The following is a 12,635-nucleotide window of genomic DNA, read 5'->3' on the forward strand; positions in this document are numbered from 1 at the left end:
TCTTATTTGGTTAATTGGCGTTGAAAATTATAAGGTGTAACATGTGGTGGTTCTATTATATTTCTAATTATTTAAATAAGTCAGATGAGGATATACAATATTTTAAAAGTGAGCTTGCTATACCCTTTGCTTTTCTGGATATTAGCCGGGGTAAGTGCTGCTCAAGGTCAAGGTAACTTACCTGCTTATGAATTTGATGTTGACTTGACCAAGGTAGAGAATGATCAATTGCGTGTAGTGTTAAAAGTACCTGCCATCAAACAAAAAGAAGTGATCTACTACTTGCCTCAAATTGTACCGGGTATTTATAGTAAACTTCATTTTGGGCAGTTTGTGTCTAACTTTCGGGCAGAAACTGTGCAAGGCAGACAATTGAAACATGAAAAAGTAGGGAAGAATGGATGGAAAATATATAATGCCCACCAATTGTACAGGTTGAGTTATACTGTAGACGATGGTTATGAAACACACAAAGACTTGGGCGACAAGCCGTATCAGTCAGCAGCGAGCAGCTTTGTCAAAGATGAGCTATTTGTAATCAATCATAACTGTTTGTTTGGGTATTTTGATGGTATGACCAAACTTCCAGTTCAACTTACCTTTGTAAAACCTGTGGGTTTTTTTGGGGCTACCTCTCTGTTAGCAATCAAAAAACAGCCCACCAAAGATGTGTTTTTAGCAGCTGACTACCGTAGCCTGATAGACGCCCCATTGATGTATAGCCAACCTGATACTACAGTGATAAAAGTAGCCAATACTAAAATAACAGTGGCTGTACACTCGCGTACTGGCAATAAGTATTCGGCAGGAATAGCTCAGCATTTGAAAAGTTTGCTAGAGGCTCAAAAAGATTATTTGGGAGGCTCGCTTCCTGTCAATCATTACTCTTTTATTATAAGTCATGGCATAGGCAAACCAGGCAGCATTACCGGAGATGCACTGGAGCACTCTTACTCATCGTTTTATTTGTTTGCAGCAAGCAACGACGAGCTTGACCCTATTGCATCCTTGGTACGAAAAATTGCCTCACACGAATTTTTTCACATTGTAACTCCACTCAATATCCACTCTGAGGAAATAGCAAATTACGACTTTAATCAACCTAAAATGTCTCAGCATTTGTGGTTATACGAAGGTATGACTGAGTATGCCACCTTGCATATGCCTGTCAAACAAAAATTACAGGGAGTAGCGGAGTTTTTACAAAATGTAAGACAAAAAATTGTAAACAGCCGAAAGTTCAATAACCGTTTGTCTTTTACTCAGATGAGTAAAAATATCCTGAACCTAAGCAATCAGTATTACAATGTCTACCTCAAGGGGGCTCTGATTGGATTATGCCTGGATATTCGTTTGAGAGAACTCTCCAATGGAAAATATGGCACCCAACATCTTTTGAGGAATTTGTCGGCAAAGTATGGCAAACATAAGCCGTTTAAAGACGAAGAGTTAATTTCTGAAATAGCCAAAATGACTTTTCCTGAAATTCGACATTTTTTTACCGACTATGTCATCAATGCCAAGGCATTGCCACTCAAAGAGTATTTATTAAAGGTGGGTATTTCGTATGATGCCAAAGATGATCATTTTAGGCCAGTAAAAAATATCACTGACCAACAAAAGAGGTTACGAAAGGCTTGGTTGGGCAGGTAAGTTGGACCTATTTTTTGGGAGGAGTAAGCAAACTTACCCAGCCTTTGTTATCAATGTGTAGCGTTGACTTTGGAAAAGCAAGTTTGGTCAGGCGTTTGATGATTTTGAGTACCTGCTGTTGTGCATCTATTATTACCTTACCATTGCGAAGCTGTCGGGTAGACACTAGTTGTGCCATCAAAAATTCACCTTGTGGGTTTACCATTACCCTTGCTATAGGTGCTATGCCGCTTACCCCTTTGCGGTAAATGCCCGAATAGGTGCAAAAGTTGCCAAGGCTGTAAGCAATAAAGCGTTTTTTGTAAATCTCTATTGCACGGCTTACGTGAGGCCCATGCCCAAAGATAATATCTGCTCCCTGGTCAATGGCAAAGTGAGCAAAAGCATAGATATTTCCCCGGTCTTCGCCTGCAAAGTGCTCAGGCTGTTTGGTGAGTTGTTGATAAGCCGAACCCTCGCCACCTGCCCTCACAGACACAATGACAATATCGGTGTGTTGGTCTAAATGTTGAATAATGCTACTTACCCTGGAGCTATCGTGCATATTGATAGTGATAGTATCGTAAGGAGTAAAAGCCGCAAAACCATAACGAATGCCTTTCTTCTCGAAAATGGTGTAAGGAATAGAGTCTAAGCCTGCATGAGGGATTCTATTTTTACGTAAAAACTGTAGTGTATTGACAATACCAGCCCTGCCAAAGTCATTGATATGATTGTTGCCTATATTGAGTACATCAAACCCACTGTCTATCACATTTTGCGCTACTGCCTCAGGTGTACGAAAAGCAAAACAGTTGGTAGAGTCCCGGCAATATTTGCGTTTGCCTCCTTTATTGAGCACTGGGCTGGCGAGGTTGCCAAAAGCTACATCAGCTTGTCGAATCAAGGGAGTGACATCAGCCATTAAATCTTTGCCATTGTTAGGGGGAATCAAATATTTATGAGGGTAATTAGTTCCTAACATGAGATCGCCCACCCCAGTAATAGTGATTGTGTCGTTGGTTTGGGTGCGCTTTTTACGTAAAACTGTTTTAGCAGGGGCTTTAGGAACAGCACTTTGTTTCCAATACTTGCTTAAGGTCAATTGTCGCTTAGAGGGATAGTGGTCAGAGCGGTTGGTGGGTAAAATTAAAGCAAAGGCAATGGTAACCAAAGCCATGAATAGTCGGAAAAGCTTCATGTATATACAAATTATCTGCTGCCACAGGTTAAGTCAATGATTGTGCTAGTTTTATTTGTTGTGAGGTCAATCTGTATATCTTGTCAGATATGTTATATTTACATATCAACACAGTCCAATAATCACCAAAGGAGATGAGTTTTTCGAGAGTATTACTAATTTTGTTTTTTTATACAGGCGTACTACAAAGTGTGTTTTTTGCAGTATACCTTTTTATCAGTAAAAAGGGGAACCAAAAAGCCAACAAGCTGCTGGGCTTTTTGTTGTTGGCTTTGGTAATGCGTTTGGGTAAATCGGCTTACATTGTCAGTACCGGGCATCACCCCGATGTACTCGTAAACATAGGTTTGTCAGGCTACTTGCTCATTGGGGCACTTATGATGTTTTACTTTCGGGCATTGACCCAGCCTACCTTTAGCTTACGGAATACCGACTTGTTGCAGCTGGTACCTTGGGTAGTAGCGGTGTGTTGCAGCAGCATTATATTATATCCGCCCAACTACAGTGGTGCATTCAGGCAAAGCATTGCTCCTTTCTTTTTGTGGTATTACCGAGGTTTACACGCTTATTTGTTGGTATACCTAATTATTAATTTTTTATGGCTCAGGCGTTTTTATCGGTCTTACAAAGCCCAAAAAAACAGAAGTGCATTGGATAAAGCCAAGTGGACATGGATGCGTAGCCTTTGGGTAATGCTTGCCTTGGTATGGCTTGCTTACACCACGAGCCATTTTTTCTCCTTTCTTAAGTATCAAAACGCCCTGATTATCTATACTTCTTTGGTATTTTTCATTGGTTTGTTAGCACTTACCCAGTCACAGGTTTTTATCCAAACTTTTGACAAACCTAAATACAAAACTTCCCCCTTGACCGATAATACTACCCAGGCACATATTGCCAGAGTGAAGGCATTGATGGAAGAAAATAAGGTTTTTAAAGATGCAGCATTGACTTTGCCCAAGCTTGCCGAAATGCTAGGCATGCCTGCTTACCTCTTGTCACAAGTGATCAATGAACATTTGGCAAAAAACTTTGCCGATTTTGTGAACCAATACCGAATAGACGAAGCCAAAAAGCTGCTCGTCACCCCAGAGTTTGACCACTACAAAATTGCGGGAATTGCTTTTGAAAGCGGGTTCAATAATTTGTCCTCTTTTAATACTGCATTTAAGAAAAATGTCCAGCAAACCCCCTCGCAATATCGCAAGCAATACAAAGTAACCTCCTGAGCCTTGTTAATGAAATTTATTCTAAAAACCCCTTATATGCCTTCTATTGAATGTTTTTTTGTTTGATAGATTTATAAATTCAATAGATTTTGAATTTTATACCCTCGTTATTTGTGTCATTATTTATCAAAAAAACAACAAATAACCATGTACAAGTTATCTGGACTTATTTTAGGACTATTTATAGTCGTTTCGGCGCAAGCCCAATCGGTAAAACAAGAAAAAAAAGCCATCATTCAAACCCTTAATTATTACATAGACGGAGGCACCAATGGCGATGTAGCCATGTTGCGCAAGGCTTTTCATGCCGATGCCCGGTTACAAGGAATCAGGGGTAATCAATACAAACTTCTGCCTATTGACGATTATGTGAAGATGATTAAGCCGGGCAAAAAATCGAATCGCAAAGGGCGGGTAGTCACCATTAATATAATGAAAAACATAGCCCATGCAGAGGTGCTCATTGAGTACCCCAACTTTAGGTTTGTCGACTATATGCAGTTGTTGAAAGTAGGAGGGGAGTGGAAGATCGTCAATAAGATTTATCAGGGGCAAAAGCTACAGCCTAAAAAGATTCTATTTGTGGTAACCAACCACGAAAAACTAGGTAACACGGATAAAAAGGCGGGCACTTACCTTCCTGAAATTACCTACCCTTTTGAGGTTTTCAACCAAAAAGGTTATCAGGTGGACTTTGTGAGTCCTAAAGGAGGCATGCTGGCAATCAACGGTATAGCCAATGCTGCGGTAGACGAAACCACTCGTCACTTTTTTCGTGACAAGCAACGTTTAAACGAGCTGAGAAAAACATTGTCACCCGATCAGGTAGACATAGACCAATATGCAGGCATTTATTATGTAGGGGGCAAGGGTACGATGTGGGATTTTCCTGACAATAAAAAACTACAGCAAATTACCGCCAAAATGTATGAAAGCAATAAGGTGGTAGGAGCAGTGTGCCATGGACCTGCGGGTTTGCTCAATGTAAAACTAAGCGATGGCAGCTACTTGCTCGCGGGCAAAAAAGCCACCGGATACTCTAACGCCGAAGATGCCAAGATCAAACACATTTTACCCTTCTTGCTCGAAGATAGTTTAAAAGAAAGAGGCGTGAAATACTCAAAAGCAGCCAAAAAACAAGCCAAACACGTAGTAGTAAGCGAGCGTTTGGTCACTGGGCAAAACCCGGCATCAGCGGCTGGAGTAGCCGAAGAAATGATTTTATTACTTGAAAACAATAACAAATAATTGGATGAGAAGACACCATTTTTTATGGGGTGTGTGTGGGCTTTTGTTTGCCCTGAGCACACCTGTTTTGGCACAAACTGCTGCCCAGGACAAACAAGCAATTATAGCTCAGGCGAGGGCTTTTTCAAAGGCGTTTGTGGCAAAGGATACTGAAAAAATAGTTCGCTTTTATACTACAGATGCCTCTATTTTTCCCAATCGCACCAAAATCCTGCAAGGCCATGAAGCCATTCGCAAATATTGGAGTTTTAACGCCCAGGTAGCCCATCTTGAACACAAGCTTATGCCCGAAAAAATAGAAATAGTGGGCAACACTGCTTATGATTACGGCTATTACAAAGGCACCACCCAACGACAAGGCAAGCCAGCATCGTCGTGGCAAGGCAAATATGTAGTGGTTTGGAAAAAAGTGCAAGGAGTTTGGAAAATGCACCTTGATATATGGAACAGTGTCAAGCAATAATTGCGTTATTGTCATAAAGAAATATTTTACCAGGTACAGCTACTTTGTTGTACCTGGTATTACTTTAGCTAAGTGCCTTGCATGAATTTGTGCATTACAACTTTTGGAAGAAATAATTTTAGTTTGTCAAAAAAGTTGACTTCATTTGCAGCAATGCTATAAGCATAACAAATTTGCTGCTTACAGCACTAGTTCTTTGTTATAAAAGTATGCCTTGGGCATACTCAAACTATCAATCATAATAATGGTTTGCTGGAAACAGCAATTAAAAAGGAATCGTGTGAAAATCACGAGCTGACGCGCAACTGTAAATTGGCGTGAGAGTTCTTATCTGTTATTTATCAAACACCACTGTTCGACTGTGAATGGGAAGGTGAGATAAGAATGCCAAAAGCCAGGAGACTTGCCTTATTATCAAGATAACACGCTTTCGCGATTTTGAAGTGATGTTAAAGACTGATACCTCTCTTAGATAAACCTCTTTGGGCAATTACCTGCCAACACAAGGCTTATTGTATACCTATCTACATGACCATACCCCTTGGGTGTGGCTTTGGGGCAAGGGTTGTATGCATTCTTTAGACACAAAAAATTTGCGAAAGCCAATACAAAGGCATTGAAATTATTTTTGTTCATCTAAGGAATGGCTGTACCCAAAGTTTAGCCCATTTCTGCAAATCACACATCAAATGTTGACAAATATTTTGGGGTACCCGCGCATTGGTGCCCATCGTGAACTAAAAAAAGCCTGCGAAAAGTATTGGAAAGGCAAAATTACGGTAGACGAATTGCTCAAAGTAGGGCAGGAGCAACGCGCCTTTAACTGGCAAACCCAACAAGAGCAAGGGGTAGATTTAATTCCTGCCAACGATTTTTCTTACTACGACCAAGTATTGGACGCTGTGCTCACTTTTGGCGTTATTCCTGAACGTTATCAATCGCTCAAGGCTTTGAGCAAAACCGACTTGTATTTTGCGATGGCAAGGGGGTATCAAAAAGGAAAAGATGACGTAATAGCCATGGAAATGACCAAATGGTTTGACACCAACTACCATTATATGGTGCCTGAGTTTGCGGCAAGTCAAACGTTTTCCTTGTACGACAACAAACCAGTGCGGGAGTTTTTAGAGAGCAAAGCCCTGGGCATTCATACCAAACCTGTATTGCTTAGCCCAGTGTCATTTTTATTATTAGGCAAAGAAAAAGAGAAGGGTTTTCACCGGATTACCTTACTTGAGCGTCTTTTGCCGGTGTATATAGAGCTACTGCGTCAATTGTGCGATGCAGGGGCTGACTGGATACAAATAGACGAACCTTTTTTGGTGATGGACTTGAGCAAGGAAGAGCAAAAAGCATTGCGCACTACCTATCAAACCATTAAAAAAGAAGTGCCTCAGGCAAAAATTATTCTTACCACTTATTTTGAAGGCTTGCGCCAAAACACCGCCTTGGCGTGTGAGTTGCCGGCTTGTGCCTTACACATTGATTTGGTACGCGATGTAAACCAGTTAGAGGCTGTATTAGATCACCTTAAGCCTGATGTAAGCCTTTCGTTGGGTTTGGTAGATGGGCGCAATATCTGGAAAAATGATTTTACCAAGTCTTTACCCATGATCAATCAGGCAGTTGAAAAGCTGGGACAAGACCGGGTGATGGTGGCTACTTCTTGCTCGCTGTTGCATACACCTTGTGACCTTGACCTGGAAACCAACGAAGAGGTGTTGCCTCCAGGCATTAAAAGGTGGCTGGCTTTTGCCAAACAAAAAGTAGAGGAGGTAGCAGTGTTGAAAAAGCTTTGCCAGTCTGATACCCACCAAAGCGTGAAACAGTGGCTTGCCCAAAATATGCTAGACATAGAAAGTCGTCAGCAATCGGAACTGATTCATAAATCTGAGGTGAAAAAACGAGTAGCTGCTATTAAGCCTGAAGACTACACCCGTGACAGCTCTTTTGAGACGCGACAGCTAAGGCAAAGAGAAAAGCTCAACTTGCCTGTGTTTCCTACCACTACTATAGGCTCTTTTCCGCAGACTGCCGAAATAAGAAAGCTAAGGCAACAATTTAAAAAAGGGCAACTTACCCAAGCGGAATACGAAGACTTACTCCGGCAAAACATTGAACAAACCATTCGCTGGCAAGAAAGCGTAGGGCTCGATGTATTGGTACACGGCGAATACGAGCGCAACGACATGGTAGAGTACTTTGGTGAGTTGCTGGAAGGTTTTGTGTTTACCAAAAATGGTTGGGTGCAAAGTTATGGATCGCGTGGGGTGAAGCCTCCCATTATTTTTGGCGATGTACAACGCAGCGAGGCAATGACAGTGCGCTGGAGCAGTTTTGCCCAACAACAAACCCAAAAACTGGTCAAAGGCATGCTTACCGGACCAGTCACTATTTTGCAATGGTCGTTTGTAAGAGACGATCAGCCGCGTTCGGTCACCGCCCAACAAATAGCCCTTGCCATAAGAGACGAGGTAAGCGACCTCGAAAAAGCGGGGATTCAGGTAGTACAAATAGACGAACCCGCCATCAGAGAGGGCTTGCCTTTGCGCACCAAAGATTGGGATGTGTACCTGAAATGGGCAGTAAATGCCTTTAGGCTTGCCTCGTCGGGGGTAAAAGACGAAACCCAAATACATACCCACATGTGCTATTCGGAGTTTAATGACATTATCCCCCAAATAGCCGCGATGGATGCCGACGTGATCACGATAGAAACTTCAAGGTCGCAAATGGAACTATTGGAGGCGTTCAGAGAGTTTCGTTATCCTAATGAGATTGGCCCTGGAGTGTATGATATTCATTCGCCGAGGGTGCCCTCTACCGAAGAAATGACCCACCTGTTACAAAAAGCGAGTGAGTTTTTGCCCGCCCAAAATATCTGGGTAAATCCCGATTGTGGGCTTAAGACCAGAGACTGGTCAGAAACCAAAGTAGCCCTGACTAATTTGGTAGAAGCAGCGAAGAAAATGAGAGAAATTACTGGGTAACATTTACCCATGAGGCAGTCTCATAAGAACATTATGCTATAGCCATGCCTGCCAGGTTTTCAGAAAACTGGCAGGCATAAGTTTCTTGAAACAAAAAAGCTTCAGAGTAGTTTTGGGTGAGAGCATATTTAATATCTGATGTTTTGGTTAGTTATTTCAAAATTTTACAAGCTCCAAAACCCATCGCCGATTGTCCGCCAAACCCACTCAAATAGCCCACCTTTAATAAATCTTGGGGAGCAGTAAGCTCAAAATCAAACAGATACCCCCTTACTTTAGTAGCCGATGCCTTACCTGTCTTGATCTCTATCAGTTTTGAGCGTACCCTGCTGTCCAATAGTTTAAAGTGCATAGGAGTGGTTGGGGTACAGTTACTGCCAGGAGAGGCAACAATGACCTGGTGTTGTAGGGCACTTTTGTATTTGGCGAGCAGGTTCTTGAAAAACAATGCCTCGTATTGATTGTGGGTAGGGGGCAGGTATTTTGCCTGTGTGTTGCCTTGGTCGGTCACCTCAAAATTGCTCACTACCAGTGGCGAAGTAGTCCGAAATTGCAAAGTATTGCTATCAATGCTAAAGGGCTGAGTATGGATGCTTTCTACCTGCAAGGGTACTTGGCTGTGCTTGTTGCCCAGGATAAAGGCGTGTTGCTCAAACAAAGTTTTAATCATCGATTCGGCTGCTTGGTCTACCAAAAAAGAAATGGTGAAGTCTATAGTGGGTGACAAAATCTCTAAGCCTTGGGGGGTGGTGTTAAACTGGGGCAAGTACAAGTTAGAAAAAGTAAATAATTTGAAGTTTTTAAACCCTTGCGTATACCCTTTATTGTGGAGAAAAGTAGCCAATTGGCTGTTGCTGTCTGCAATCATTTTATAAATCCAGGCGCTCAGCTCATACTGATACGAATAAGGCAACACAGCGTTTTGCCTGAGCACCTTAAAGGTGATTTTGAATACCATAATGGTTGCTAGATTTAGTTTTTTCACGAGATACACATTTTTTCGTTTTTTTTGAATTTTTTAATTTAATTTTATCTGTGAATCTCACCTGTTACTAAAACCTGGGTCATTGGGGTCAGCTTGCTGTGATAAACTGTACCTAACGCCTAACCCCTGGAACCCTGTTAGGGCTTCTAACTCATTACTTTAAATCATACAAAACTATTATGCACATCGCACACATAGCCATTTGGGTAAATAACCTGGAGAAAATGCGCAGTTTTTATACCACCTATTTCGATGCAATAAGTAACGAAAAATATGTAAACCCCAGTAAAAAGTTTTCCTCTTACTTTTTATCCTTTGGCAGGAGTGGTTGTCAACTCGAACTCATGCACCGACCCGACATTGCCAAAGCAATAGAACAAGTACAATTGGGGTTGGCTCATTTGGCGATAAGTGTAGGGAGCAAAGCAAAAGTAGATCAACTTACCCAACAACTACAAAACGACGGTTATCAGGTAATAGGAGCGCCTCGTACTACAGGAGATGGATACTACGAAAGCGTAGTGCTCGACCCAGAAGGCAATCAAGTAGAAATTACAATTTAGACAATGCCTCAGTAGCCTCTTGGCGCCAAGGACCAGAAACTTGAATTTCAATCTTTGTTTTAGTGGAAGTTGCTCTGAAAGTTGAATGTCATGTGCGTTATTCTTTAAGCCTCTAGTATGTTTCAATCCTTGTTTTAATGGAAGTTGCTCTGAAAGACATGTCGCCCACCAAATCACTCACCACACTATTATAGTTTCAATCCTTCTTTTAGTGGAAGCAGCTCTGAAAGCTTATAGCAAAACAAAACCACTGAAAAGTCTCGTTTCACCCCTTGTTTTAGTGGGTGTTGATATATTACCGCTTTCGCCTCGGTTGTGTGTCTTCACCATAGCCGTCAGGCTAATATTTTTTAGTGATTTAACCTGTCTTTCATTGCCAGATATTGATGTTTTAATCAGTGTTTGAAGATGGCGCGCTGCGTCCTCGCGCGTGCCCAGCCAAGCAAATTCTACGATGGCACACGCGAGGACGACGTGCGCCAGCAGCAGTTGATCTATTACCGCCCTCGCCTCGGTTGTGTGTCTTCACCAATTGATAAATCCCGCTACACGGGGGCGATCGAAACCCATTACTACGTTTCAATCCTTGTTTTAGTGGAAGTAGCTCTGAAAGTGAAGGTGCACTACTCGCTATCAGTCAAATGATGAGGTTTCAATCCTTGTTTTAGTGGAAGTAGCTCTGAAAGTTAAATATAACCACGTTAATATAAGTAAGTAACAATGTTTCAATCCTTGTTTTAGTGGAAGTAGCTCTGAAAGAGTATGAGAAAACCGCCCAACGCATTGACTTGCTGTTTCAATCCTTGTTTTAGTGGAAGTAGCTCTGAAAGTGCTACTTGTTTGGTTATTTGATTGCATAAGATTGGTTTCAATCCTTGTTTTAGTGGAAGTAGCTCTGAAAGGGTGGTGCTTGGTGGGGTTGGTGTAGAAAAGTGGGGTTTCAATCCTTGTTTTAGTGGAAGTAGCTCTGAAAGCACAACCAGGCTATCCACCAGAGTACACAGGAGATGTGTTTCAATCCTTGTTTTAGTGGAAGTAGCTCTGAAAGTTCCAGTGTGCTTTCTTAACTCTTCTGTTGTTTTTAGTTTCAATCCTTGTTTTAGTGGAAGTAGCTCTGAAAGTGCCTAAACGTCAATTTATAGGTGCAAATAAAAAGCGTTTCAATCCTTGTTTTAGTGGAAGTAGCTCTGAAAGCGAAAAAGCAAAGCAGTATATAGAGATAGCAGGGCGTTTCAATCCTTGTTTTAGTGGAAGTAGCTCTGAAAGAAATGAGAGGGCCGCAATGCAGGAGGTTGTTACCCAGTTTCAATCCTTGTTTTAGTGGAAGTAGCTCTGAAAGCAGCCCTTGTCGATTTGGGAGCACCACAGCCAAGCAAGTTTCAATCCTTGTTTTAGTGGAAGTAGCTCTGAAAGTCCTACATTCTCACCCTTTGACGCTTTGAACTTCAGTTTCAATCCTTGTTTTAGTGGAAGTAGCTCTGAAAGGTAAGAAGCTTTAAGCCTAATTCAAAGCTGATGCTGTTTCAATCCTTGTTTTAGTGGAAGTAGCTCTGAAAGAGCTGAAAAAGAGCAGCTTAATGACCTTGTTGCTGCAAGTTTCAATCCTTGTTTTAGTGGAAGTAGCTCTGAAAGTACGATCGATCAAATTGAACACGAGGCAGGATTGAGTTTCAATCCTTGTTTTAGTGGAAGTAGCTCTGAAAGTCGTCTTTCTTTGTTATCAGCTAAATATCAGTGAGTTATAGCATAATCACTATAGGCTAAAAAGCAAAAAAATCAAGAAGTCAAAGAGCTTTTGATGCCTGTTTTAGCAAGTTTTCCGAATAGATAACTCACTCATTTATAGAGCATTAAAGGCATATTTGGTGCCACCCCAAATAAATTGCCCTCCGGAAAAGGCACCACCCGATCAAAACAGGTGTTTTATTTCCCACAATATGCATATCTTTTTTTAGATTTGGTAGCCTTTGCCAAAGTATTTTTATCCTCCACTGAGGCACCTGTTGCCCAGTGTGCCCACCAATACAATTCACCCAATACTACCTATTGCCCGAAGCGATCAAGTAGGCTTTTTTTGAGTAAAAAAAATCAAATATCATCACTTTTGAGGCCACCATCCGCGATTTGGGTTTATTCAGGAAGACATAGCACAAATCATTTTGCTTAAGATACACCTGTTTTATAGTGGTTTTGATAACAAAAGTCTGCCAAAGCACAAAAACCTCGACTACCAACTACCAACTATCGACTAAATCGCCAGCCCAACACATTTGCTCACCCAACAGCAGCGGGTTTTTCAAACATAAGTATCGGTTCGCCTTGCT

8 protein-coding genes, 1 CRISPR repeat array and 1 riboswitch are annotated in these 12,635 nt (G+C 41.6%); of the genes, 6 read left to right on the plus strand and 2 right to left on the minus strand.

Annotation, left to right across the window (positions count from 1 at the left end; all coding sequences use genetic code 11):
* The first annotated feature begins 84 nt into the window (after positions 1 to 84).
* Entirely contained in the window at positions 85 to 1,653 is a 1,569-nt protein-coding gene (locus tag Q0954_RS10155) for a peptidase M61 (RefSeq protein ID WP_299456439.1), read from the plus strand.
* A 7-nt stretch (positions 1,654 to 1,660) separates the two neighbouring features.
* On the opposite strand, the gene Q0954_RS10160 is transcribed toward Q0954_RS10155, so the two are convergent.
* A complete protein-coding gene (locus Q0954_RS10160) occupies positions 1,661 to 2,833 on the minus strand; it encodes a CapA family protein (RefSeq protein WP_299456441.1) in 1,173 nt (390 codons plus the stop codon).
* 134 nt (positions 2,834 to 2,967) lie between these two features.
* Here Q0954_RS10160 and Q0954_RS10165 point away from each other — a divergent pair, with 134 nt between their 5' ends.
* The 4 genes from Q0954_RS10165 (at position 2,968) to metE (ending at position 8,763) form a co-directional block, all read left to right on the plus strand.
* A complete protein-coding gene (locus Q0954_RS10165; RefSeq protein WP_299456443.1) occupies positions 2,968 to 4,062 on the plus strand; it encodes an AraC family transcriptional regulator in 1,095 nt (364 codons plus the stop codon).
* Positions 4,063 to 4,209: 147 nt separating this feature from the next.
* A complete protein-coding gene (locus Q0954_RS10170; protein ID WP_299456445.1) occupies positions 4,210 to 5,310 on the plus strand; it encodes a nuclear transport factor 2 family protein in 1,101 nt (366 codons plus the stop codon).
* 4 nt (positions 5,311 to 5,314) lie between these two features.
* The gene (locus tag Q0954_RS10175; RefSeq protein WP_299456447.1) at positions 5,315 to 5,773 is read left to right on the plus strand and encodes a nuclear transport factor 2 family protein; all 459 of its coding nucleotides are present in this window, start codon (positions 5,315 to 5,317) and stop codon (positions 5,771 to 5,773) included.
* Positions 5,774 to 6,001: 228 nt separating this feature from the next.
* A riboswitch (cobalamin riboswitch) is annotated at positions 6,002 to 6,199 on the plus strand.
* A 263-nt stretch (positions 6,200 to 6,462) separates the two neighbouring features.
* Positions 6,463 to 8,763 carry a 5-methyltetrahydropteroyltriglutamate--homocysteine S-methyltransferase gene (metE, locus tag Q0954_RS10180; RefSeq protein ID WP_299456449.1) on the plus strand — a complete coding sequence of 767 codons (2,301 nt, stop codon included), beginning with the start codon at positions 6,463 to 6,465 and terminating at the stop codon, positions 8,761 to 8,763.
* Positions 8,764 to 8,914: 151 nt separating this feature from the next.
* Here metE and cas6 read toward each other — a convergent pair whose 3' ends face one another.
* On the minus strand, positions 8,915 to 9,748 hold the full coding sequence (gene cas6 / locus Q0954_RS10185; protein ID WP_299456451.1) for a CRISPR-associated endoribonuclease Cas6: 834 nt from the start codon (positions 9,746 to 9,748) through the stop codon (positions 8,915 to 8,917).
* Positions 9,749 to 9,927: 179 nt separating this feature from the next.
* On the opposite strand from cas6, the gene Q0954_RS10190 reads away from it, so the two are divergent.
* Positions 9,928 to 10,311, plus strand: a complete 384-nt coding sequence (locus Q0954_RS10190; protein ID WP_299456452.1) for a VOC family protein — start codon at positions 9,928 to 9,930, stop codon at positions 10,309 to 10,311.
* 576 nt (positions 10,312 to 10,887) lie between these two features.
* Positions 10,888 to 12,015: direct repeats of the CRISPR family, unit length 37 nt; unit sequence GTTTCAATCCTTGTTTTAGTGGAAGTAGCTCTGAAAG.
* The last annotated feature ends 620 nt before the right edge of the window (positions 12,016 to 12,635 follow it).

The organism is uncultured Microscilla sp., from assembly GCF_947493425.1.
Lineage (GTDB): Bacteria > Bacteroidota > Bacteroidia > Cytophagales > Microscillaceae > Microscilla.

What these genes read in the sequence shown, in the direction of transcription:
- Q0954_RS10155 (WP_299456439.1), top strand. Translation starts at nt 85, where the DNA reads ATGAGGATATACAATATTTTAAAAGTGAGCTTGCTATACCCTTTGCTT.
- Q0954_RS10160 (WP_299456441.1), bottom strand. Translation starts at nt 2,833, where the DNA reads ATGAAGCTTTTCCGACTATTCATGGCTTTGGTTACCATTGCCTTTGCT.
- Q0954_RS10165 (WP_299456443.1), top strand. Translation starts at nt 2,968, where the DNA reads ATGAGTTTTTCGAGAGTATTACTAATTTTGTTTTTTTATACAGGCGTA.
- Q0954_RS10170 (WP_299456445.1), top strand. Translation starts at nt 4,210, where the DNA reads ATGTACAAGTTATCTGGACTTATTTTAGGACTATTTATAGTCGTTTCG.
- Q0954_RS10175 (WP_299456447.1), top strand. Translation starts at nt 5,315, where the DNA reads ATGAGAAGACACCATTTTTTATGGGGTGTGTGTGGGCTTTTGTTTGCC.
- metE (WP_299456449.1), top strand. Translation starts at nt 6,463, where the DNA reads ATGTTGACAAATATTTTGGGGTACCCGCGCATTGGTGCCCATCGTGAA.
- Q0954_RS10190 (WP_299456452.1), top strand. Translation starts at nt 9,928, where the DNA reads ATGCACATCGCACACATAGCCATTTGGGTAAATAACCTGGAGAAAATG.